This is a genomic window from Streptomyces sp. NPDC001903 (assembly GCF_042891345.1).
GTDB lineage: Bacteria > Actinomycetota > Actinomycetes > Streptomycetales > Streptomycetaceae > Streptomyces.
The window spans coordinates 11,398-33,969 of the sequence record NZ_JBIASZ010000006.1 but is presented as its reverse complement, the minus strand read 5'-3'; the positions used below and the strand labels follow the sequence as shown (position 1 = coordinate 33,969).

The 22,572-nt window shown below is 73.7% G+C and carries 18 protein-coding genes; 9 read left to right on the top strand and 9 right to left on the bottom strand.

Annotated elements, in window-relative coordinates; translation table 11 throughout:
* The first annotated feature begins 219 nt into the window (after positions 1-219).
* Positions 220-1,401, top strand: a complete 1,182-nt coding sequence (locus ACFYZS_RS15445; protein ID WP_389011766.1) for an IS701 family transposase — start codon at positions 220-222, stop codon at positions 1,399-1,401.
* A 78-nt stretch (positions 1,402-1,479) separates the two neighbouring features.
* On the opposite strand, the gene ACFYZS_RS15440 is transcribed toward ACFYZS_RS15445, so the two are convergent.
* The 4 genes from ACFYZS_RS15440 to ACFYZS_RS15425 form a co-directional block, all read right to left on the bottom strand.
* The gene (locus ACFYZS_RS15440; RefSeq protein WP_389011763.1) at positions 1,480-2,679 is read right to left on the bottom strand and encodes an MFS transporter; all 1,200 of its coding nucleotides are present in this window, start codon (positions 2,677-2,679) and stop codon (positions 1,480-1,482) included.
* Positions 2,680-2,749: 70 nt separating this feature from the next.
* Positions 2,750-4,087 carry an acetyl-CoA carboxylase biotin carboxylase subunit family protein gene (locus tag ACFYZS_RS15435; RefSeq protein ID WP_389011761.1) on the bottom strand — a complete coding sequence of 446 codons (1,338 nt, stop codon included), beginning with the start codon at positions 4,085-4,087 and terminating at the stop codon, positions 2,750-2,752.
* A 148-nt stretch (positions 4,088-4,235) separates the two neighbouring features.
* The gene (locus tag ACFYZS_RS15430) at positions 4,236-4,787 is read right to left on the bottom strand and encodes an NADPH-dependent FMN reductase (protein ID WP_389011758.1); all 552 of its coding nucleotides are present in this window, start codon (positions 4,785-4,787) and stop codon (positions 4,236-4,238) included.
* A complete protein-coding gene (locus ACFYZS_RS15425; protein WP_389011755.1) occupies positions 4,784-8,227 on the bottom strand; it encodes an ATP-grasp domain-containing protein in 3,444 nt (1,147 codons plus the stop codon). The genes ACFYZS_RS15430 and ACFYZS_RS15425 overlap by 4 nt, the downstream gene beginning before the upstream one ends.
* Before the next feature lie 338 nt (positions 8,228-8,565).
* Between ACFYZS_RS15425 and ACFYZS_RS15420 the strand changes: the two genes are divergently transcribed.
* From ACFYZS_RS15420 to ACFYZS_RS15385, 8 genes are read left to right on the top strand one after another with little or no spacing between them, the layout of a single operon-like run.
* On the top strand, positions 8,566-10,431 hold the full coding sequence (locus tag ACFYZS_RS15420; protein ID WP_389011753.1) for a WD40 repeat domain-containing protein: 1,866 nt from the start codon (positions 8,566-8,568) through the stop codon (positions 10,429-10,431).
* Positions 10,428-11,111 (top strand): GTP cyclohydrolase II RibA, encoded by a 684-nt coding sequence (ribA, locus tag ACFYZS_RS15415; RefSeq protein ID WP_389011750.1) that lies wholly within the window; start codon positions 10,428-10,430, stop codon positions 11,109-11,111. Before ACFYZS_RS15420 ends, ribA begins: the two co-directional genes overlap by 4 nt.
* Positions 11,108-12,085, top strand: a complete 978-nt coding sequence (locus ACFYZS_RS15410; protein WP_389011747.1) for a formylglycine-generating enzyme family protein — start codon at positions 11,108-11,110, stop codon at positions 12,083-12,085. The genes ribA and ACFYZS_RS15410 overlap by 4 nt, the downstream gene beginning before the upstream one ends.
* Positions 12,082-13,203, top strand: coding sequence for a pyridoxal-phosphate dependent enzyme (locus tag ACFYZS_RS15405; RefSeq protein WP_389011744.1), 1,122 nt, complete (start codon positions 12,082-12,084; stop codon positions 13,201-13,203). Before ACFYZS_RS15410 ends, ACFYZS_RS15405 begins: the two co-directional genes overlap by 4 nt.
* Entirely contained in the window at positions 13,187-13,924 is a 738-nt protein-coding gene (locus ACFYZS_RS15400; RefSeq protein ID WP_389011741.1) for a class I SAM-dependent methyltransferase, read from the top strand. Before ACFYZS_RS15405 ends, ACFYZS_RS15400 begins: the two co-directional genes overlap by 17 nt.
* A 33-nt stretch (positions 13,925-13,957) precedes the next feature.
* Positions 13,958-14,956 carry an isopenicillin N synthase family dioxygenase gene (locus tag ACFYZS_RS15395; RefSeq protein WP_389011739.1) on the top strand — a complete coding sequence of 333 codons (999 nt, stop codon included), beginning with the start codon at positions 13,958-13,960 and terminating at the stop codon, positions 14,954-14,956.
* A complete protein-coding gene (locus ACFYZS_RS15390) occupies positions 14,953-15,537 on the top strand; it encodes a serine O-acetyltransferase (RefSeq protein WP_389011736.1) in 585 nt (194 codons plus the stop codon). Before ACFYZS_RS15395 ends, ACFYZS_RS15390 begins: the two co-directional genes overlap by 4 nt.
* Entirely contained in the window at positions 15,534-15,848 is a 315-nt protein-coding gene (locus ACFYZS_RS15385) for a hypothetical protein (protein WP_389011733.1), read from the top strand. The genes ACFYZS_RS15390 and ACFYZS_RS15385 overlap by 4 nt, the downstream gene beginning before the upstream one ends.
* 240 nt (positions 15,849-16,088) lie before the next feature.
* On the opposite strand, the gene hemB is transcribed toward ACFYZS_RS15385, so the two are convergent.
* The 5 genes from hemB to ACFYZS_RS15360 all read right to left on the bottom strand — a co-directional run bounded on the left by hemB (position 16,089) and on the right by ACFYZS_RS15360 (position 22,441).
* Positions 16,089-17,090 carry a porphobilinogen synthase gene (gene hemB / locus ACFYZS_RS15380; RefSeq protein WP_389011730.1) on the bottom strand — a complete coding sequence of 334 codons (1,002 nt, stop codon included), beginning with the start codon at positions 17,088-17,090 and terminating at the stop codon, positions 16,089-16,091.
* Between the two features lie 182 nt (positions 17,091-17,272).
* Positions 17,273-18,940: a uroporphyrinogen-III synthase gene (locus ACFYZS_RS15375; protein ID WP_389011727.1), complete on the bottom strand. Its 1,668-nt coding sequence runs from the start codon at positions 18,938-18,940 to the stop codon at positions 17,273-17,275.
* Positions 18,937-19,905: a hydroxymethylbilane synthase gene (hemC, locus tag ACFYZS_RS15370; protein WP_389011724.1), complete on the bottom strand. Its 969-nt coding sequence runs from the start codon at positions 19,903-19,905 to the stop codon at positions 18,937-18,939. Before hemC ends, ACFYZS_RS15375 begins: the two co-directional genes overlap by 4 nt.
* Positions 19,902-21,584, bottom strand: coding sequence for a glutamyl-tRNA reductase (locus ACFYZS_RS15365; RefSeq protein WP_389011721.1), 1,683 nt, complete (start codon positions 21,582-21,584; stop codon positions 19,902-19,904). The genes hemC and ACFYZS_RS15365 overlap by 4 nt, the downstream gene beginning before the upstream one ends.
* Entirely contained in the window at positions 21,581-22,441 is an 861-nt protein-coding gene (locus ACFYZS_RS15360; RefSeq protein ID WP_389011718.1) for a redox-sensing transcriptional repressor Rex, read from the bottom strand. The genes ACFYZS_RS15365 and ACFYZS_RS15360 overlap by 4 nt, the downstream gene beginning before the upstream one ends.
* Positions 22,442-22,572: the final 131 nt, after the last annotated feature.

The following is a 22,572-nucleotide window of genomic DNA, read 5'->3' as shown; positions in this document are numbered from 1 at the left end:
CGTCCTGACTCGGACTCAGGAGCAGCGATGAAGACTTTCGGCCTCGGCGCCAGCCGGCGGACCGTGCGGCGCGCGGCGAACCATTCCGGCACCCGGCCTGCCGCCGCGCACAGCGCCTACCAAGCACCTGTAGCCACCCCTCCGGCACAGGCCCCCCACTCCCCACCCTCGATACCGCCGACCACGACGGCGGACCACAGAGCCCAGATCGTCGAAGCGATGGTCTCGGAGCTCGCACCCCAGTTGTTCAGGTCGCTGCGCCGCAGCGACCAGCGCGCCCGCGGCGAGCAGTACCTGCGGGGACTGCTCTACGCGGAAGGGCGCAAGTCGATCCGCAACATGGCAGGAGTCGTCGGCGGAGCGGGCACCGAGCAGTCGTTGCACCACTTCATCAGCGAATCCACCTGGAACTGGGCCCCGATGCGCGCGGCGCTCGCCCGGTACGCGGAGCAGACGGTCCAGCCCAAGGCCTGGGTCATCCAGTCCATGCCGATCCAGAAGGCCGGCGAGCAGTCGGCGGGCATAGACCGCCGGTTCGTCCCGGAACTGGGGCACTCCGTCCACGGCCAGCACTCCTTCGGCCTGTGGATGGCCTCGGAGGCGATGAGCGCCCCGGTCAACTGGCGCCTGTACCTCTCCCCTTCCTGGCTGCAGGACGAGGAGAAGCGCCGCCGGGCCGACATCCCCGACTGGGTCGACGAGGAGTCGCCGGGCGAGTGCGCCACGGCGTCCGCCCTCGAAGTCCTCGCCTGGGGCGGGGTGGAGCGCCGCCCGGTGGTGCTGCCCTCCCGCGACTTCGTCAGCAGCGCCGTGCTGAGTCGCTTCCACGCCGCGGGAGTTCCCGTCATGGCCCGGATGCGGGCCATGGACCAGCTGCGGGTGGCCGACACGGCCATGCCCGGGTACGGCGCCGGTCCCATACCGGTGTCCGACATGCTCCAGCACGTACGCGGACTGCGCCGGCCCGTGGAGTGGCTGGACCCCTCCTCGGGGACGCCCGTCGTCCGCAGCACCCTGGTCGCCGGCATACGCGTCGAGCTGCCGCAGCCGCGCCGCTCGCCCTCCGGTCCGCAGCAGTGGCTCCTGATGGGCGAGTGGACCAACCGCAACGGCCCGCCGAGCGAGTTGTGGCTCACGGACCTCACCACCACCTCGCTCGACGGGCTGATGCGCATGGCCAAGCTCAGCCGGCGGACGTCGTTCGACAGCGCCACCACCGGCGAGCGGGCCGGGCTGCGCGATTTCGCCGGCCGCTCCTTCAAGGGCTGGCACCGCCACCTCACGCTCGCCTCGGCCGCCCACAGCGTCGCGATCGGCGCCGACCACGCCGCTGGCCGCACTCGGGCGGAGAGTTCGTCCGGCACTCCCTCGGCGAACCGGCCGCCGCGGCAGACGGGCTGAGGCGTGTCGTCCGAGGATGACGGTACGCCGCGCAAAGAGGGATGTTCGGGGCCCGCTCCCATGCTCCCTCGGCCCGCGTCACGCGGCGGTTCCCGCGGGCTGCGGCGCCTTCCCGGCGGCCGGGGACGGCTGCGGGAGACGCATTGCCACCAGGCCGACGGTGGTGAAGTAGACGGCCCAGCCCAGCCAGGCCCAGCCGCCCAGACCGACGGAAGTGGTGATGAGAGGGGGACCGACGACGGTGGTGACGGCGAACCCGAGGTTGAAGGCGGCGAGGTAGCCGGTCTTGCGGCCCTCGGGGATGTGCAGGAGGGCGGCGCCGGTGGTGCCGGACACGATGTACAGCTCCCCGAGGGAGAAGAGCAGCGCGGCTGCGACCACCAGAGCCAGGTTGGTGCCCGCCCCGCCGAACGTCGTCAGCGGTACGATCCCCGCTGCCAGAGCCGACAGCAGCCCGCCGCGCCGCATCATCCTGCGGGCGGTGCGGAAGTCCTCCGACCCCTTGCTGATCCGGACCTGGAGCACGACGACGACGGCGGTGTTGAGGACCTGGACCAGGGTCACGGTCCAGGAGGGGGCCTGCGTCTGCTGGACCACCCACAGCGGGACGCCGAGTCCCAGGACGAGCGCCGACATGGTCAGGGCCCCGTACAGGACGGTGATGCGGAGGAAGGCCCGGTCGCGCAGGGCGCTGCCGCGTGAGGCCCCGCCCGGCGCGGCCCCGGCCGGGCTCCCGCCCTCACCGAAGGTCCGGCAGACGGCGGCGCAGCCGATGAACAGGACGGCGGAGAGCACCATCACCGCCCGGTAGGCCCAGGCCTCGTCGATGGCGATGGCCGCCCCGGAGGGCAGCGCACCCGCCGCCATGCCGGCGTTGCGCAGCGACCGGAGCCGGGCGAGCGCCCCGACCGCCTCCTCGTTGCTCGCCCGGGCGATCAGGCCCGATTCGATCAGCGGGCTGATCCCCCGGCTGAGCACCCCTGCGACCGCCGAGGCGAGCAGGGCGGCGATGAAGGAGGAGGACACGGCCAGCGCCAGGAAGGCGGCGGCGCGGACCAGGAACAGGACGGTCAGCACGGTACGGCTGCCGAAGCGCTCGGCGGCCCGCGCGATGGGCATGGCGCCCAGCAGGGAGGTGATGCCGGCGATGCCGAGGACCAGCCCGATCTCGGCGTTGGGCAGGTCCACGGCCTTGTGGAAGAAGAGGACGGACAGGGACAGGTACATCCCCAGTCCGACGGCGTCGGACAGTCCGGCGGCGTAGATGCGTTTCTTCATCGGAGCGATCCCCACGTCATGAGTAGGCGGGATTGCGGAGTCGGGCGGGGTCGGGGGTGTGTGTCCACGGCTACGTGGCCCGGGCCGGGGCGGGCTCGGCCCGCGCTCCGGCCTCCGCGAGTTCGATGCCGAGGGCCCGCTCGACGCGGCCGGCGAGTTCCAGGGCCGCGCCGGGCGAGGGCGCGCCGAGCATGAACGTCGCCAGGTGCAGGGTCCGGGCCCGGCTCACCGACTGGCCCGGCCCGAACCGCGGCCTGACGTAAGCCAGTTCGGGGAAGTCCGCCATCACCTCGGCCACCGGGGTCTGCGCGGTGACGAGCCATTCCCCCGCCGGGATCGGCACCATCCTCATCAGTGCCGTCTGCGTGAACTCCGGGACGGTGTCCGGCGCGAGGCCGAGCGCGCTGCGGCCGATCTGCTCGGCGTAGTCGTATCCGGCGCCGACCTCGAACATGACCGGCATCGGGCCGCCCGCCCGGGCGTTGACCTCGATGACGCGCGGCCCCCGCGGGGTCAGCGCGATCTCCGTGTGCACGGCCCCGGTGGTCAGCCCGATGGCCCGGATCGCCCGGTCCGCGCAGTCGACGGCGGCGGCCTGGACGGCGGGGTCGAGCCGCGAGGGCATCGACGCGCCCTCCTCGGCGTAGCCGTGGCGCAGCTCGATGCGGTCGGAGACGGCCAGGTGGTGCCGTTCGCCCGCCGCGAGCAGCGATTCGACGCTGCAGTACGCCGCCCAGCCGCTGTCTCCGTCCGCCTCCAGTTCGAGGCGCTCCTCCAGCAGGAAGACGTCCTCGCTCTGCAGGAAGGCCGAGACGGTGGCCCGGCCGTCGCGGTAGGCGTCCAGGAGCTCCTCGTACGTGCGGACCAGCCGCACGCTCTGGCTGCCGGCGCCGAGCGAGGGTTTGAGGACGGCCGGCAGGCCGATGTCCCGGGCCGCCCCCGCCAGGTCCGCCTCCTCGCGGATCCGGGCGAACCGCGGTGAGGGCACGCCGTGTTCGGCGAAGACCTGCCGCTGGCGGGCCTTCGACTGGGCGATCTCCACCGCTCCGGGGGAGTTGCCCGGCAGCCCGAGGCGTTCGGCGAGCTCGGCCTGCGGGCGCAGCAGCAGCTCCGAGTAGGTGACGACCCCCGACAGCGGGTACCGCTCGTGGAGGGCGAGACCGACGGCCACCGCGTCGTCGAGGTCGGCCGCGGTCAGGAACTCTCCCCGCAGTCCGCGCGCGGCCCAGTCGGCGCGCACCGGTTCCGGGTCGCCCCAGGCCGCGATGTGGACGACGGAGACCGCCGGGCCGATCCGGGAGAGGGAGTCGAGCGCCGCGGCGGGCGGGTGGCCGCCGATGCCCGAGACCAGCAGCAGGTGCGGCTGGTCCTCGGGGCCGGCGGGCGGGCGGGCGGAGCGGGGGGTCATGGCGCGTCCTTTCAGGTGACGGGCTTCGCTTCGCTGGGGTCGGGGGTTCGGGGGTCGGGGATCCGGCAGCCGGGGATCCGGGGTCGGGCGGGTTCGGGAGTCGGGGATCCGGGGTCGGGCGGGTTCGGGAGTCGGGGGGCCGACCGGGTCAGCGGCTGGCGAGGGGTGCCGGGAGCCGGCGCGCGGAGCGGAAGGAGAGCAGCTCGCCCACCATCCGGTCCATCCGTATGTGCAGCTCCTCCAGCGGGATCCCCGGCGTGAAGTCCCCGCGGGCGGAGGCCACGTGGGTGGGCACGGCCCAGCCGCTCAGCGCCCTGACCACCGCCCGCATCTGGTCGCAGGCGGTGCCCGCGCCGCGCGGACCGCCGCCGGCGGCGATCAGCCCCGCGGGCCGGTCGGCCAGGGCGTCGCCGGCGAGGTGGTCCAGGGCGTTCTTGAGCAGCCCGCTGTACGAGCCGTGGTAGACCGGCGTCGCGAGGACGACGCCGCTCGCCCCGGCGACGCGGGCACGGATCGCCGCCGTCTGGCTGTACGGGGGCGGGTCGTCGTAGTCCTCGATCCGGTGGCGGCCGGGGAACTCCACGCTCAGGTCCAGGAGTTCGTACGCCGCCCCGGCCTCCCTGATCCGCTGCGCGGCCACCTCCAGGACCCGGCGCGAGACCGAGTCCGCGGAGGCACTGCCGAGGATGCCGAGTATCACCGCCCGGCCCCCGCAGACCCCGGGTTCGGCTCCAGCCCGATCACCAGGCGCACCTCGCGCTCGGCGAGCGAGACCAGCCGGCGGACCTCCTCGTGCGCATCGTGGGTGAAGACGTACGTACAGGCGCCCGTCCCCGAGAACGGCTGCACGGGGACCACGTCGCCGATCCGGTACGGGGTGTTGCGGTAGTACGCGTCCTGCGCCACCGCCGAGTCGTCGAAGTCCAGCAGCATCCCGCCGACCGTGAAGTGCACGGTCCAGCCCGCGTACGCGCCCACCGGCGCGACCCGGCCGGCCCTCGGGTCCAGCCCCACGTCGGTGAGGATCTTGGCGTGGAAGAGGTCGACGCCGGTGGTGGCGATGAAGGCCTCGCGGATGCCCGCGCCGCCCGGGCGTCCCGCCACCTCGCAGAAGGTGAAGGTCCCGGACTCGTCCAAGAAGGCCTCCAGGTGGAGCACCCCGGCACGGACCTGCCAGGCGTCGACGACCTGGCCGAGCAGCTCGCGGGCGGCCGCGCGCACGGCCGGGTCGGCGACCGTGATCGAGGACAGCGGCTCCACCCGGGAGACGGCCAGGGTGTCGCTCACGTACCGGGACACGTCCCAGATCACGTCGCCCTCGTAGACGACGGCGTCGATGTGGCACATGTCGCCCGGCACGAACCCCTCGCACAGGTGGGTGCCGGGGGCGAACTCCTCGCGCACCCACCGCTCGACCTGCCGGGCGTCGGTGAGCACCGACACCCCGTACGAGCCCGAACCGTCCCGCGGCTTGACCACGACCCGGCCGTGCCGGGCGAACAGGTCGGTGACGTCCTCCGGGGTGTGGATCAGGTGCCCCTCGGCGGTACGGATGCCCGCCCGGCGGGCGATGCGCTTCATCACCGCCTTGTCCACGAACTTGCGCGCGGTGGCCGGATCGCTGCCCGGCGTGCCCAGCCTGGCGCGCAGCTCGGCGGCCGGCTCCAGCAGCCGCTCGGAGACGGTGGCGATCCGGTCCACCGGGTACAGCGCGTGCACCGCCCCGGCCAGGGTCCGCACCCCGTCCGGGTCGAACACGTCGGTCCGGGCGGCGAAGTCGGCCGCGCTGCCGGTGGTGTTGCCCGCGGCCGAGCTCAGCACGCTGAGCCGGAAGCGGTCCGGGTCCAGCAGCGGCGAGCCGTCGTCGCGGGTCCACACCCGGGGGCCGATCCGGTCCAGCAGCAGGACGTGCGTACGGTCGGCAGGCTCGGTCTTCCACAGCAGCGAGCGCTCGATCCGGGCCACCGCCTGCTCGGCGCGGACGGTGTCCGGCGCGGCCACGGTGTACTCCAGGCGGACGACCGGCCCGCCGTGGACTCCCGCGCGATCGAGCGGGGTCCGTACGAACGCCAGCTCGGGCCAGTCGTACAGCTCCTGCGCGTCGGTCGCGGCCACCACGCGGAAGCGGCCCGGCCCCGACAGGACGTGGCGCTGGACGGCCACCCGCCCGGCGTCCGGCAGGGCGGCGCGCACCGGGCGGCCCAGGGCGCTCTCGGCGGCGGCCGTCACCAGGCTCCGCCGGTGGGCGGCGTCGTAGAGGTCGAGGACCTGCCGGTCGAAGCCGGGCAGGACCAGCGGACGCGTGTTGCGCGCCCCGAACACGACCCGGGCGGGCCCCTCGATCCCGGCCTCGCGCACGGCCTCCTCGGTACGTGCCACGAGCCGCGCGGGCACCGGGCCCGCGACCAGGCGGCGCTCGGTGCTGCCGTCCTCGGCGGCCTGGTCGCCGCTCTCGTCAATGGCGGCGAGCACGTCGACCCGCCCTCCGGGGGCCGCGACGGCGAGGACGGTGTGCGCGGGGTCGCTGACGAAGGCCAGCTCCTCCAGCAGTCCGTCGAGCTCGCCGAGCTCCTCGCTCCCCGCCCCGCCGGGGCGGGCGGCTCCGGCGGCCAGCGCGCGCAGTTCCCGCGCCTCGCGCTCGTACGCCCCCGACCAGGACAGGACCGCGGCCACCGGCACGCTCGCGTGCGCCGCGAGGAACCGCTCGCGCACCGCGTCGAAGGTGAGCTCGTCACGCCGCAGCACGGTCAGCCGCGAGGTCACCGCGCCGGCCGCGGCCACGATCCGCTCGACCGGATCACCCGCGTCCATCAGCAGCACCACGTGCTCGCCGCCCGCGGGCGCGGACCGCGGCCGCTCTGGCCCGGCCTCCGCCCGCCCGGCGGCGACCGGCTCGATGCCCAGCGACTCCTGCACCAGGGCCGCCGCGTCCGCGGCGACCCGCGTGGCCGTCGCGGCATCGGCGCCGCGCACCATCAGGTACCCGAACCGGTCGTGGTTGGTGCCCAGCGCCGGCACCCGGTCACCGGGCCCGACGGTCACCTCGCAGTCGACCACGCCGGCGGGCAGCTCGCGCAGCGCGGGAACCGGGCCGCGCACGATCCCCTCGGCCGGGCTCCACAGGGCGTGCAGGGCCACGGTGGCCACCGGCGGGGCCGCGTCCTCGACCGGCGTGCCGGTGGCGAGCGCGACCAGGTCGCGGGCGACCGACCGGTCCAGGGCGAGCGACATCTGCCGGGTCACCACGTGCCCGGCGATCCGGCCGTTCACCTCGATCAGCTCCGGGCCGGTCGGCGTGACGAGCAGCTCCACGTGGAGCGCGCTCGCCCGGATCCCCAGCGCCTCGACCGCGTCCAGGACGAACCGCCGTGCGGCGCCCATGCCCTGGAACCGGGCCGGGAAGTGGCCGCCCAGCTCGGCCGTGGTCCCGGGCGCCGCCGGGATGCGCTCGGCGAATCCGTACAGGACCACGCGCCCGTCCTGGACGAGCATTTCGGCGCTGACGTGGCGTCCGACGGCGTACTCCTCGACGAGCGCGACGGGCCGCCCGCCGTCTTCCCCGCCGTCTTCCCCGCTCCCCTTCCCGTCCGCGACCCGCAGCACCTCGGCCAGCCCGGCGGCGGCCTGCTCCCGGGTCCACGCCACGGTGACCCCGACCGAGTACCGGCCGGACGTCGGCTTGACGACGCACGGCAGCCCGATCTCGTCGACCGCCGCCAGCCCCTCCTCCTCGGTGACCGCCCGGCGCCAGCGCAGGCTGCCGATCCCGGCCTTCCCGAGCCGTTCGCGTACGGCCGACTTGTCGCCGAGCAGCCGCGCCGCCTCCAGTGACTCGTGGGGCAGGCCCAGGTCGCGGGCGAACCGCGCCGCGCCGTGCAGGAGGTTCTCGTCGCGGCAGATCACGCCGTCGACCGGGTGGGGGCCGAGCCGTCCCCGCAGCAGGGCGGCCAGGTCGTGGCCGCCGGACAGGTCCGGCACCTCCACCACCCGCGCCGCGCGTTCGAGCAGATCGAACCCGGCATTGGCCCGGTAGGCGTCCAGTCGCTCGGTGACGAAGGTGACCTCGATCCCGTCGTCGGCCATCTCCGCCACGACGTCAAAGCCTCTGACGTATGCCGTCTCCAACAGAACAACATGCATGAGCTCAGCCCCTTGAGTCCTCTTCTCATCGAAGCATCGAGGGGCGGGGACTGGAGGGCAAGCGGCAACCCGATAATCGCGCTCACTCCATCACCTCTTCCCGTTCCATTCCCGTCCGGTTCCTGTTTCGCTCCCCTCCCGATCCCGCCGACACACACTCTGACCTGCCACTACATGTCAAACAAAAGAATTCGAATCCATCAGGTCGGATGACTTCCCACATTGCCGGACAGTGCTTCGCGGCTCTTTTCGGCAGCCATTAGCGTGCATACAGGAAACTGGACACCCACCTCGTAAATCGGCCTTTCCCGGACACCGAAGAAAAGGACAGAGACAGCGTGCGCACCATCTCCATCCCGAAATCGGGGACCGGACATTCGGCCCCGATCACCCACGTGGCCTTCAGCCCGGACGGTTCCCGCCTCGCGACCTCGTCCTACGACGGAACCGTGATCGTCTGGAGCACCGCCGACCCCGCCCGCCCCACCGAGACCGCGACGCTGCGCCACCGCCGCCTCGTCAACTCCTCGGCCTGGAACCCCGCCGACCCGACCCTCCTCGCGACGGCCTCCGCCGACAAGACGGTCGGCATCTGGCGCGTCCCCCGGGAGGGGCCGGCCACGCTGGTCAACGTCCTGGCCCGGCACACCGACGACATCAACTCGGTCGCCTGGCTGCCCGACGGCGAGCGCCTGATCTGCGTCTCCGAGGACGGCCGCGCCACCCTGTGGTCCGTACTCGACGGCACCTTCCTCACCGAGGTCGGCTCGCACGAGGCGCACTGCATGATGGTCTCCGTCAGCGTCGAGGGCCTGGCCGCCACCGTCGGCGAGGACGGCCTGGTCGCCGTCAGCGACCCCGCCTCCGGCTCCGGCGCGGCGCTCAAGCGCCACTACGACTCCTCCATCGAGGGCTGCGCCTGGTCCCGGGCCGGCGACCTCCTCGCCGTGGCCCGCGACGACGGCCGCGTCGACCTGCTGACCCGCGAGCTGGAGCACGTGCTGACCGTCGAGGTCTCCAGTTCCGCCGCCCGCGCCGTCGACTGGGCCGAGGACGACTCCGCCTTCGTCGTCGGCGCCTACGACGGCTCCCTGCACTGGTTCGACCGGTCCGGCGAGCGCCGGCACACCGTCGCCGACCTCCGCGTGTGGCCGCGCTCCGTCGCCGCCGCCCAGGGCCTGGTCGCCGCGGGATCCTTCCGCAACGCCCCGCACCTGTACGACATGGCCACCGCCGCCGAGCTGTCCGGCCCCGACCGCGCCACCCACGGCCCCAACGCCCTGGCCGCGCGCGGCGACGAGCTGCTCATCGGCGGGGACTCCGGCACCGTGTTCGCCGTCCGCGTCGAGAACGGCGCCCAGAGCCGGGCCACCCCGATCGAGCTCACCGACGGCCCGATCCTGTCCCTCGCCACCGACGGCGACACGATCTACGCGGGCACCTACTCCGGCCACGTCATCCGCCACGACGGCACCCGCACCTCCAGCGAGCGCCTCGGCGCGCCGATCCCCTCCCTCACCCTCGACGGCGGCCGGCTGATCGCGGGCACCTACAACGGCGAGTTCCTCGTCCTGGACCCGGCCACGCTCCGGCTCGAAGAGCGCGTCGACGCGCACGGCGGATCGGTGAAGTCCCTGGCCCCGATCCCGGACGGCGGCTTCCTGTCCGCCGCCACCGACCGCACCATCGAGGCGGGCGCCGTGCACGGGCGCACCAAGCTGTGGGAGCACGGCAACCTCGTCAACGCGGTCGCCGGCCTCCACGGCCCCGGCGGCTCCGTCGTCGCCAGCGCCTCCCGCGACCACACCGTCAAGGTCGGCCGGGTCACCCGTACCGGGGACGGCGGCTGGAGTGCGGGCACCGCGCAGACGCTGCTCGGCTCCGACGAGTCGGTGAAGTGCGTCTCGCTGCTGGGCGACGGCGCCAGGCCCACCGTCCTCGCCGGCTCCTACGACTTCAACCTCTACTGCTGGCAGGTCGACTGGGCCGACTCGGCGGGCACCCTCGCCTCCGGCCGCGTCCTCGCCGGCTTCAGCCAGGGCCTGTCCTGCATGTTCCAGCTCGCCGACGGGCGCGTCGCCGTGGCCGGCTGGGACGGGCGGATCGTCTTCGTCGCCGTCGACGAATACGGCGCCCACATCCAGCACACCCTGCACATCGACGACATCGCGCAGAGCGCCGACCGGAAGCAGGTGGCCGCATGACGACCTCGGCCGAGACGCCGGAAGCCGCCACGGAAACCGCCCCCACGGCGGCCCCCGGGGCGATCCCCGCGGTGGTCCGGGCCCGCGTGCCCGTCACGCTCGCACGCGTCCGCGACCGCAGCGCCGACCTCATCACCTTCCACCACCTGCCCGACCCGGGCGAGCACTTCGCGGTCCTCGTCCCCGCCGCCCCCGGCGACACCGCGCCGCCGCTGGTCCGCCTGCACAGCGAATGCCTGACCGGCGACGTCCTCGGCTCGGCCCGCTGCGACTGCGGCCCCCAGCTCGACGAGGCCCTGCGGCGCATCGCCGACCACGGCGGAGCCGTGCTCTACCTGCGCCAGGAAGGCCGCGGCATCGGGCTCTACAACAAGCTCGACACCTACGTCCTGCAGTCCCGGGACCACGACACCTTCACCGCGAACCGCATGATCGGCCGCGGGGACGACGAGCGCGACTACGCGGCGGCCGCCGCGATGCTCCACGCCCTCGGCCTGACCCGGATCCGCCTGCTCACGAACAACCCCGACAAGGTGCGGGAGCTGCGCGCGCACGGCATCGAGATCACCGAGGTGATCCCGACCGGCGTGTACGTCACCGCGGAGAACTCCCGCTACCTGTCCGCCAAGGCCGAACTCGCCGGCCACACCCTCGCGCTGCTCCAGGAGGCCGCGGCATGACGCTTTCCATCGAAGACCTCGCGGACTCCCCGCACTTCAAGGAGTACGCCGGCCTCGCCGACCCCGGCAGGCTGCACGCCACCCGGCTGCCCGGCACCACCCCCGAGGAGCTGGCCGCCGCCGTCGAGGACCCGGACCTGCCGACCGCCGAACGCCTGGCCGCCGGCCACGTCCTCGGCCTGCTCGGCGACCCCCGCATCCCCTCGCCCACCACCGGGGCCGGCCCCGGCACCCGCCACGTGCCCGGCGGCCGGATCCGTATCGGCCTCCCCGAGAACGAGGCCGGATACGTCACCAACGCCTGGGCGCACGTGGGCGTGGAGGAGTCCTGGATCCTCAAGGAGTGCCCCGAGCACACCGTGGACATCGCCGACTTCTGGATCGCCACGTACCCCGTGACCAACGGCGAGTACCGCGCCTTCCTGGCCGACACCGGCCTGGAGGAGCGCCCCACCACCTGGTACCTGGGCGCCTACCCGTGGGACCGCTCCAACCACCCGGTGGCCGGGATCCGCCCCGAGCACGCGGACGCCTACGCCGCCTGGCTCACCGAGCGCACCGGACACCCCTGGCGGCTGCCCACCGAAGCCGAGTGGGAGCACGCCGCCAAGGGCCCCGAGGGCCTGCCCTACCCCTGGCCCGGCGGCTTCGACCCGGAAGCGGCCAACACCCGCGAGTCCGGCGTGCACACCACCACGCCCGTCGGCGCGTTCCCGGCCGGCCGCTCCCCGTACGGCGTCCACGACATGGGCGGCAACGTCGAGGAGTTCACCGCCGACGAGTACGCCCCCTACCCGGACGGCCCCTACGTCGCCGACCACCTGGTGCAGTCGATGGGCAGCTACCGCGTCGCCCGCGGCGGCTCCTTCTCCCGCTTCGGCGACCTGACCCGCACCCGCCGCCGCCACGGCGCCTTCCCCGGGCCGCTCTACCCCGTCGGGTTCCGCCTCGCCACCGGCGAGCGGCCCTCATGACGACCGCCGTCCGCCCCGGTCCGGAGCCCGCGCTCGCCGCGGGCCCCGAATCCGCGGGCCCCGAACCCGCCGCCCCGGGCACCGCCTTCGCCGACATCCGCCGCGTCCTGGCCGACCGGGCCCCCGCCCTGGCCGACCTCACCCGGGCCTTCGCCCCGCTGGAGGCCGAGGCGCACCGGCTGCTGCCCCGGCTCGCCGCACTGCGCCCCGGCATCGGGGACACCCCGCTGGTCCCCGTGCCCAGCCTCGCCGGGCGGGGCACGGTCTGGCTCAAGACGGAGGCCGCCAACACCTCCGGGTCCGTGAAGTCCCGTACCGCGTACGCCCTGTTGTGCGCGGCCGTGGCCCAGGCCGGCTCCCCCCGGGTACGGCTCGCCGAGTACTCGGGCGGCAGCCTCGCCGTCGCCCTGGCCGAGCTGTGCGGACAACTGGGCCTGGACCTGCACCTGGTCCTCCCGTACGGGGCCTCCGAACGGCTGGTGGGCCAACTGCGTCGCCAAGGCGCGCAGACCACCACCGCCCGCGAGGGCACCGGCTTCCTCGGCTCGATGGACGAGGCCGTCCGCGTGGCCGAACGCGAGGACCGGCACCTGCTGCTCCAGCACTGCGCGGCCGAGGGCGCCGCCCTGCACCGCGAACACACCGGCGCGGAGATCATCGGCCAGCTCTCCGGCTACGGAGTCGAACCGGTGGCCGTGGCCGCGGCCGTCGGCACCGGCGGCAGCCTGGCCGGCGCCGCCATGGCCCTCGGCAGCGCCTGGCCCGACTGCCGCCCCCTCGCGGTCTTCCCCACCGAGGCCGTCTACGGCGACGAGCGCGCCCCCGACGGCGTCCGCCGGATGAGCGGCACGGGCGGGCTGGGCCACGGCCTGCGCCAGCCCCTGATCGCCGCCTTCCCGCAGGACTTCTTCAGTTTCACCGCCATCGCCTATCCGCAAGCCCTCCAGGCCATGCGCCACCTGCGCCGCGAACACGGCATCGCCGTCTCGGGCAGCGGCGCGGGCGCCTGGCTCGGCGCCTCCGCGGAAGTCGACCAAGGCCCGCGAGGGCGCAACGCAGTCGCGGTCGTCGCAAGCCGCGGAACAATCGAGGAGTGGGAGCATGCCGCAGGATCGTGACACCCAGGAACGCCGGACATCCGCGGTCCTGACCGCCCCCGGCCACAGCGCCGCGGACGCCGAGCACGCGGAACGGAACTACTGCGGCTACCGCGAGGTCGTCCGCAACTCCTTCAAGCAGTGGTACAAGGACAACCGCGACTCCTGGTCCGGTACGACCACCAACGACCGCGTCACGCACTTCGCGATCGCGGCCGCCCCCACCGACGAACACCAGCCGGGCTCCGGCCCGGCCCGGGTCCTGGACATCGGCTGCGGCCGCGGCCTGCAGACGGCCTCCCTCGCCGAATGGCTGGAGGCCGAGGTCACCGGCCTCGACCTGCTCGACGTATGGGACACCCCCGAGGTCGCGCACGGCTCGATCCGCTTCCACCAGGGCGACTTCCTCGCCTTCCGCGCCGAGGGCCTCGACCTGCTCGTCGACAACGGCTGCCTGCACCACCAGCGCCGCGAGGACTGGGCCCCCTGGGTGGAGCACGGCCGCAAGATGCTGCGCCCGGGCGGCGTCTGGGTGGTCAGCGTGTTCCTCAGCCCCGACGGGGAGATCACCCCGCACCCCCTCGCGGACGGCCGGCTGAACTGGTGGCTCACCGAGCAGCTCGTCACCGAGCTCTACGAGGCGAACGGCTTCCGCTTCACCGGCAGCCTGGAGATCGACCGCCACTTCGAGTACGAGGGCCACCAGCTCAAGTACCTGACCCTGTCCTTCGTCGCGGTCTGAGCGGCGCGGGAGGAGAGAGAGGAGGGACCCGCGATGCTCAAGGAGATCGCACTCGACGGCCGCGGCGACGACCAGCACATCCGAAGCGCCCTGCGCGACGGATTCTTCCTGGTGCGCAACACGGTGCCGGAGAGCCTGCTGGACGAGGCGTACGCCATGCTCGGCGCGTTCTTCGAGCTGCCCGCCGAAGTCAAGGCGGACTGCCGGGTACCCGGCTCCAACGGGCAGTCCGGGTACCTCCCACCCCTGGTCGAGCAGGGTGAGAAGGGCCGCACCCCCGACTGGAAGGAGCTGTTCCACTGGGGTGCCCCGCTGCCCGAGGCGCACCCGCTGCGCGAGCGCTACCCCGCGCGCTACCCGCAGCCGTACTTCCCCGACCACCTGGTCCCCGGGATCGGCGCCGCACTGGGCGAACTCCACCTGCGGATGGCCCGGTTCCAGCTCGACGTGGTCCGCCGCCTGGCAGGGGCGCTCGGCGCGACCCCCGGCTACTTCGAGGAGATGCTGGAGGACGGCCCCGTCGTCAACCGGGCCACCTGGTACCCGCCGATGGAGCAGGCCCCGTCCGCGGACCACGTGTGGATGGTGGAGCACCAAGACTTCGACCTGATCACCGCGCTGCCCCGGGCCACCGCGGGCGGCCTCGAAGTGCTCATCGACGGGGAGTGGACCCAGGTCGAGGCGCCCGAGGGCCACACCGTGCTCAACGTCGGCATGGTCCTGGAACGGCTCACCGGCGGCCGGGCCCGGGCCGCCGTCCACCGGGTCGTCGCCGCACCCGGGCAGAGCGGCGGCCGGCTCTCCATCGTGCAGTTCTGCCACCCCACCCCGTGGACGGTGCTCTCCACGCTCCGCGGCTGCGCGGCCGAAGGCGAGCCCGACCGGTACCCGGCCCTGACCGCGCAGGACCTGTTCCAGCGCACCATGTACCGGATCAACCGGCTCGACTCCCAACACACCCGGCACGCCCGGCCCTCGCGGCACAGCAAGCACACCAAGCACACCCAGCACGCTGCGGCGGCCCGGCCGTGATCGGCGCCGGGCGCGGGAACCCGCAGCGGATCTCCGTCCTGCGGCAGATCCGCGAAGACCTCGACACGGTCGTCGCCCGCGACCCCTCCCGCCCGCGCCGCCGCGACGCACTGCTCCACTCGCCCTGGCACGGGCTGGCCCTGCACCGGATCGCGCACCGCCTCCACCTGCGCGACCACCGCCTCGCCGCCGGACTGCTCACGCTCGCGGGCCGCCTGCTCTCCGGCATGGAGCTCCACGCCGGTGCGCGGATCGGCCGGCGGGCCTTCATCGACCACGGCTTCGGCGTGGTCATCGGCGAAACGGCCCGCGTCGGCGACGACGTGACGCTCTACCACGGGGTGACCCTCGGATCGCGCGGCTGGTCCCGCACCGCGGAGCCCGGCGCGCGCCGCCACCCCGTCATCGGCGACGACGTCCTCATCGGCGTCGGCGCCTCCGTACTCGGCCCGGTCACCATCGCCTCCGGCAACCGGATCCGGGCCCACTCGCTGATCCTCAGGGACCTCCCCGCCCCCGGCAGGGCGATCCGCATCGACCCCGTCCGAGCAGCCGCCCACCCCTCAAGGAGCACCTCATGACGCCGGCCACCCTCCGTGAGCGCACCCTCGAACTCGCCAAGGACCTCGACACGGGCGACTGGGTCCCCACCGACCTGGAACGCACCATCGCCAACCGGCTGCTGACCGCCGCCCACCCGGTCGGCTGCATCACCGAGCACGCCGTACGGGACGCCGTGTGGGAGGGCTCCGAGCCGCTGGCCCGGGTGAACGACGGCCGGCTCTCGCTCCTGCTCGCCGAGATCACGTACAGCCTCACCGGAAACGGGCGCGACGCCGCCGGCCTCGCCTCGGCCCAGGCCCTGCTCGCGTCGGTGAACCGCCGCGGCTAGGGGGTGTCCGCAAAGTAGCGCCGTGCGCCCGCAGGGCGCTCCCGCGGCGTCCGGTGCGTGCTCTCGGTGTGCCGGGCGGAAGCCCGTGTACTGGACGTACTCGGGTTTTCGCCCGGTGCGCCGAGAGCGCGTGCCGGGCGCCGCGGGGCAGGCGGGGCTTTGCGGACACCCCCTAGGGGGTGTCTCGTCGATCAGGCCGGGAACGGGAACGGGGTCGTGCCCCGTTCCCGTTCCCGGACCTCAGCGCGCCTCGCGCAGCCAGCCCGCGACCTCGGTCGCCCAGTAGGTGAGGACCGTGTCCGCGCCCGCCCGCTTGAATCCGAGCAGGGACTCCAGGATGGCGCGGTCGCGCTCGATCCAGCCCTTCTCCGCCGCCGCCTCGATCATCGCGAACTCGCCGCTGATCTGGTAGGCGGCCACCGGGACGTCCACGGCCTGGGCGACCCGGTAGAGGATGTCGAGGTAGGGGCCACCCGGCTTGACCATGACCATGTCGGCGCCCTCCTCCAGGTCCAGCGCCAGCTCCCGCAGCGACTCCCGCGCGTTCGCCGGGTCCTGCTGGTACGTCTTGCGGTCGCCCTGCAGCGAGGAGCCGACGGCCTCGCGGAACGGCCCGTAGAAGGCGGAGGAGTACTTCGCCGTGTACGCGAGGATCGAGACGTCCTCGTGCCCCGTCTCGTCGAGCGCGTCGCGGATGACGCCGACCTGGCCGTCCATCATGCCGCTCGGGCCCACCACGTGGACGCCCGCGTCGGCCTGGACCTGCGCCATCTCGGCGTACCGCTCCAGCGTGGCGTCGTTGTCGACGCGCCCGTGCTCGTCCAGGACCCCGCAGTGCCCGTGGTCGGTGTACTCGTCCAGGCACAGGTCGGACATGATGACCAGGTCGTCGCCGACCTCCGCCTTCACGTCGCGGATCGCCAACTGCAGGATCCCGTCCGGCTCGGTGCCCGCCGTGCCCAGCGCGTCCTTGTTCTCGTCCGCCGGGACACCGAAGAGCATGATCCCCGCGACCCCCGCCTCCACCGCCTCCACCGCGGCCTTGCGCAGCGTGTCGCGGGTGTGCTGGACCACGCCCGGCATCGCCGAGATGGCCAGGGGCTCGCTGATGCCCTCCCGCACGAAGGCCGGGAGGATCAGGTCCGAGGGGTGGAGCCGGTTCTCCGCGACCATCCGCCGCATCGCCGGGGTGGTGCGCAGCCGGCGGGGCCGCGAGCCGGGGAAGGATCCGTACGCGCTCATACTCAGTCGCCTCTTCGAGCCTGGACAGCAGTCGCTTCCAGCCTAGGGGGTGTCCCACATGTCCCACCCCCGGCCGCCGCGGCGGTGGTCGTGCTCGTGGCGCGGGCCCGGCGGGCCCACCCGCTTACGGGTCGGGGCCCGGACGCGTTGCGTCCGGGCCCCGACCCGTATTCAGGCACACCTCACGTCGTACGACGCCTCCGCGCCCCCGGCCGGCGCTCGCTCGGCCGGGACACCGACTCGCCGGCCTCCTTCGCCGCCTCGCGGCGCGCGGCCCCGTACTCGGCCAGCGCCTCCGCCAGCTTGCCCACGCTCGGCTCCGGCGACAGGACGTCGACCCGCAGGCCGTGCTCCTCCGCCGTCTTGGCCGTGGCCGGCCCGATGCAGGCGATGACGGTGACGTTGTGCGGCTTCCCGGCGATGCCCACCAGGTTGCGCACCGTGCTCGACGACGTGAAGAGAACGGCGTCGAAGCCGCCGCCCTTGATCGCCTCGCGGGTGTCCGCCGGCGGCGGCGACGCGCGCACCGTCCGGTACGCGGTGACGTCGTCGACCTCCCACCCGAGCTCTATCAGGCCGGCGACCAGCGTCTCGGTCGCGATGTCGGCCCGCGGCAGGAAGACGCGGTCGATCGGGTCGAAGACCGGGTCGTACGGCGGCCAGTCCTCCAGCAGCCCGGCCGCGGACTGCTCGCCGCTCGGCACCAGGTCCGGCTTGACGCCGAACTCGACCAGCGCGGCGGCGGTCTGCTCGCCCACGGCGGCGACCTTGATGCCCGCGAAGGCCCGGGCGTCGAGCCCGTACTCCTCGAACTTCTCCCGCACGGCCTTCACCGCGTTCACGCTGGTGAAGGCGATCCACTCGTAGCGTCCGGTGACGAGCCCCTTGACGGCCCGCTCCATCTGCTGCGGGGTGCGCGGCGGCTCCACGGCGATGGTCGGCACCTCGTGCGGCACCGCACCGTACGAACGCAGCTGGTCGGAGAGCGAAGCGGCCTGCTCCTTCGTACGCGGTACGAGCACCCGCCAGCCGAACAGCGGCTTCGACTCGAACCAGGCCAGCTCCTCGCGCCGCGCGGCGGCGCCCCGCTCACCGACCACGGCTATGACCGGCCGGGCGCCCTCGGGCGACGGGAGCACCTTGCCCTGCTTGAACACCTGGGCGATGGTCCCCAGGGTGGCGTTCCAGGTCCGCTGGCGCGTCGTCGTACCGGCGACGGTCACCGTGAGCGGGGTCTCGGGGCCCCGGCCGGCGGACACCAGCTCGGCGGCCGCGCTCGAAACGGTCTCCAGCGTCGCCGAGACGACGAGGGTGCCGTCGCTGGCGCCCACCTCGCTCCAGCAGCGCGCGGAGGCGTTGCGCGCGTCCACGAAGCGCACGTCGGCACCCTGGCCACCGCGCAGCGGAACACCCGCGTACGCGGGCACGCCCACGGCGGTCGCCACACCGGGCACCACCTCGAAGGGGATGCCCTCGGTCGCGCAGGCGAGCATCTCCTCGGCCGCGTTGCCGTCGAGCCCGGGGTCGCCGGTGACGGCACGGACGACCCGCCTGCCGGAGCGCGCGGCCTCCATGACAAGATTGGCGGCATCTCGGATCACCGGGACACCGGCGGCTGCTGACACTTCGTCAGCAATCGTCAGCTGCGGCGTGTCCACTCCCGCGCGCGCATGCGTGCGCACGACCTCGAGCACCTCGGGCTCCGCGATCAGTACGTCCGCGGCCGCGAGCGCCTCGACGGCGCGGAGCGTCAGCAGACCCGGGTCACCGGGGCCGGCACCGAGGAAGGTGACGTGCCCGTGCGCGGCGGCGACCGGAAAAGCGGAGGTGGTCGGACGTGAGGGGTTCAAAGCGATCGCTCCCCCATCAGACCGGCCGCGCCCTTGGCCAGCATCTCGTCCGCGAGTTCGCGGCCGAGCGCCATGGCCTCGTCGTACGACTGGGGCACGGGACCGGTGGTGGACAGCTGCACGAGCGTCGAGCCGTCGAGGGTTCCGACGACGCCGCGCAGGCGCATTTCATTGACAGCCTGGCCGTCGGCCAGAAGATCGGCGAGCGCGCCCACGGGCGCGCTGCAGCCGGCCTCCAGGGCGGCGAGCAGGGAACGCTCGGCGGTCACGGCGGCCCGGGTGTGCGGGTCGTCGAGCTCGGCGAGCGAAGCGATGAGCTCCGTGTTCGAAGCGAGGCACTCCACGGCCAGGGCGCCCTGGCCCGGAGCCGGCAGCACGCTGTCCACGGACAGCAGGTCGGTCGCCTCGTCACCGCGGCCGATCCGGTTCAGCCCGGCGGCGGCAAGGACGACGGCGTCCAGCTCCCCGTCGCGCACGAACCCGATCCGGGTGTCGACGTTGCCGCGGATGGCGACCGTCTCGATGCGCTTGCCGAGGGCGCGCGCGTAGTGGTTCAGCTGCGCGGTGCGGCGCGGCGAACCGGTGCCGATGCGGGCGCCGTCGGGCAGCTGCTCGAAGGTCAGACCGTCCCGGGCGACCAGCGCGTCGCGCGGGTCCTCGCGCAGCGGCATCGCCGCGACCACGAGCTCCTCGGGCTGCGCCGTCGGCAGGTCCTTCAGCGAGTGGACGGCGAAGTCGACCTCGCCGCGCAGCAGCGCGTCGCGCAGCGCCGTGACGAACACGCCGGTGCCGCCGATCTGCGCGAGGTGCTCACGGGACACGTCACCGTACGTCGTGATCTCCACGAGCTCGACGGGCCGGCCGGTGATCGCCCGTACCGCGTCGGCGACATGGCCGGACTGGGACATGGCCAGCTTGCTGCGCCGCGTGCCCAGCCGCAGGGGCTGGTCGAGACGTGGATTCATGATGCCCGTCCTGAGTCGTCGTTCTTGTCTGCCGCGTCCGCCCGGCTGACGGAGGCCACCGTCTGCGGGTCGAGATCGAAGAGTTCGCGCAGCGCCTCCGCGTACCCGGCGCCCCCGGGCTCGCTGGCGAGCTGCTTCACGCGCACCGTCGGCGCGTGGAGGAGCTTGTCGACGACGCGGCGCACGGTCTGGGTGACCTCGGCCCGCTGCCGTTCGTCCAAGTCCGGGAGCCGTCCGTCGAGCCGCGCCACTTCCATGGCCACGACCTCGGCGGCCATCGCCCGCAGGGCGACGACGGTCGGCGTGATGTGCGCGGCCCGCTGCGCGGCGCCGAAGGCGGCCACCTCTTCGGCGACTATGCCGCGTACGGCGTCCACGTCGGCCGCCATCGGCGCGTCGGCCGAAGCCTCGGCGAGCGACTCGATGTCGACGAGCCGCACGCCCGGGATCCGGTGCACGGCGGCGTCGATGTCGCGCGGCATGGCCAGGTCCAGCAGGGCGAGCCGTACGGGCGCCACGTCCACCTGGCTGCGGGCGCCCTTGCGGGGCTGCCGCTGCGCGGCGGCCTCGCCCTGGTCGGCCCATGTGCCGTGCAGTTCGAGGGAGTTGGCGTCCACCCCGGTGAGGGCGGCCCGCCCGTCCCCGGCCGGCGCCTCGACGGGACACCCGTCCCGCTCGCCGGTGCCGGGCACGATGGTCCGGGCGACGCCGCCGTCGGCGAGCCGCACCCCGGCCTCGGACGCGGCCCTGAGCCGGGCCACGACGTCGGAATCCAGCCCCGCCGGCGTCTGAGGCGCCGGGGGTCGCCCCGGCGCGGCGGCCGGGGAGGGGACGAGCCCGGCAGGGCCCACCACGGCAGCCGCGACGTCCTCGCCGGTCAGCACGAGCCCGGTGGCCCCCGTACAGGAGACGACCACGTCAACACGTGTCAGCTCGTCGACCACCGAGGCCATCGGAACGGACCGCGCCCGCACCCCAGTGCCTGAGGCAACCAGAATCTCGACCAAGCGCTCCGCCCGCTCGGCGGTCCGGTTCGCCACCACGACCTCGCCGATCCCGACCCGCGCCAGCGTCGCCGCCGCCAGCGAGGACATCGACCCGGCACCGATCACCAGGGCCCGCTTGTCCTTGGCCCAGACGTCCACGGGCAGGTGCACGGCCAGCTGCTCCAGCCCGAACGTCACCAGCGACTGCCCGGCCCGGTCGATCCCGGTCTCGGAGTGCGCCCGCTTGCCGACGCGCAGCGCCTGCTGGAAGAGGTCGTTGATCAGGCGCCCGGCGGTGTGCAGCTCCTGCCCCAGCGCCAGCGCGTCCTTGATCTGTCCGAGGATCTGCCCCTCGCCGACCACCATCGAGTCCAGCCCGCACGCCACGGAGAACAGGTGGTGCACCGCCCGGTCCTCGTAGTGCACGTACAGGTACGGGGTGAGTTCCTCCAGCGCCACCCCGCTGTGCTGCGCGAGCAGTGTCGACAGCTCGGCGACACCGGCGTGGAACTTGTCCACGTCCGCGTACAGCTCGATCCGGTTGCACGTGGCGAGCACCGCCGCCTCCGTCGCCGGCTCCGCGGCGAGCGTGTCGTGCAGCAGCTTGACCTTGGCATCGGCGGACAGCGAGGCACGCTCCAGCACGCTCACCGGCGCGCTGCGGTGGCTCAGCCCTACGACGAGCAGACTCATGCCGGCATCACCGCCGGGACGTCGCCCTCGGGGCCGTTCTTGCGTGCGACGGCGGCGGCCCGCCCGGCCGGCGGCTCGACGGCCGCGGCGGGGGCCGCACCGGAACCGGCGCCGGGGACCTCGGCGACGCCCTCGTCACCGGAAGCGGGGGCGAGGGACGGGCCGGCGGAGGCACCGGCGCCGGCCGCCGCCTCCTCGCCCGCCTTGCGCTGCTCGTGGAAGGCCAGGATCTGCAGCTCGATCGACAGGTCGACCTTGCGCACGTCCACGCCGTCCGGCACCGACAGCACGGTCGGCGCGAAGTTCAGGATGGAGGTGACGCCGGCGGCGATCAGCCGCTCGCTCACCTGCTGGGCCGCGCCCGCCGGGGTCGCGATGACGCCGATGGAGACGCCGTTGTCCTCGATGATCTTCTCGAGGTCGTCGGTGTGCTGCACCGGCATGCCCGCGACCTGCTTTCCGGCCATCGCCGGGTCGGCGTCGATCAGGGCCGCGACGCGGAACCCGCGCGCGGAGAAGCCGCCGTAGTTGGCCAGGGCGGCGCCGAGGTTGCCGATGCCGACGATCACGACGGGCCAGTCCTGGGTCAGACCCAGTTCGCGGGAGATCTGGTAGACGAGGTACTCGACGTCGTAGCCGACGCCGCGGGTCCCGTACGAGCCCAGGTAGGAGAAGTCCTTGCGGAGCTTGGCGGAGTTGACTCCGGCCGCCGCCGCGAGCTCCTCGGAGGACACCGTGGGCACCGATCGCTCGGAGAGCGCGGTGAGTGCGCGCAAGTACAGCGGAAGCCGGGCGACAGTGGCCTCGGGAATACCTCGGCTGCGGGTCGCCGGTCGGTGAGTTCGGCCAGTTGCCACGATGCTCCTGCGGGATGAGCGGGGCTGCAGGCGGTCACTTGTCCCAAGACCGCCCCGTCGAATGCAGGCTATGTCTTTGTGAACGCGTGCACAAAGATTGTGTCCGCTTTGTCCGCGCAAAGTGACCGGGG

Coding starts and splice junctions, on each gene's coding strand:
- ACFYZS_RS15445 (WP_389011766.1), top strand. CDS start 220: ATGGTCTCGGAGCTCGCACCCCAGTTGTTCAGGTCGCTGCGCCGCAGC.
- ACFYZS_RS15440 (WP_389011763.1), bottom strand. CDS start 2,679: ATGAAGAAACGCATCTACGCCGCCGGACTGTCCGACGCCGTCGGACTG.
- ACFYZS_RS15435 (WP_389011761.1), bottom strand. CDS start 4,087: ATGACCCCCCGCTCCGCCCGCCCGCCCGCCGGCCCCGAGGACCAGCCG.
- ACFYZS_RS15425 (WP_389011755.1), bottom strand. CDS start 8,227: ATGCATGTTGTTCTGTTGGAGACGGCATACGTCAGAGGCTTTGACGTC.
- ribA (WP_389011750.1), top strand. CDS start 10,428: ATGACGACCTCGGCCGAGACGCCGGAAGCCGCCACGGAAACCGCCCCC.
- ACFYZS_RS15410 (WP_389011747.1), top strand. CDS start 11,108: ATGACGCTTTCCATCGAAGACCTCGCGGACTCCCCGCACTTCAAGGAG.
- ACFYZS_RS15405 (WP_389011744.1), top strand. CDS start 12,082: ATGACGACCGCCGTCCGCCCCGGTCCGGAGCCCGCGCTCGCCGCGGGC.
- ACFYZS_RS15400 (WP_389011741.1), top strand. CDS start 13,187: ATGCCGCAGGATCGTGACACCCAGGAACGCCGGACATCCGCGGTCCTG.
- ACFYZS_RS15395 (WP_389011739.1), top strand. CDS start 13,958: ATGCTCAAGGAGATCGCACTCGACGGCCGCGGCGACGACCAGCACATC.
- ACFYZS_RS15385 (WP_389011733.1), top strand. CDS start 15,534: ATGACGCCGGCCACCCTCCGTGAGCGCACCCTCGAACTCGCCAAGGAC.
- hemB (WP_389011730.1), bottom strand. CDS start 17,090: ATGAGCGCGTACGGATCCTTCCCCGGCTCGCGGCCCCGCCGGCTGCGC.
- hemC (WP_389011724.1), bottom strand. CDS start 19,905: ATGAATCCACGTCTCGACCAGCCCCTGCGGCTGGGCACGCGGCGCAGC.
- ACFYZS_RS15365 (WP_389011721.1), bottom strand. CDS start 21,584: ATGAGTCTGCTCGTCGTAGGGCTGAGCCACCGCAGCGCGCCGGTGAGC.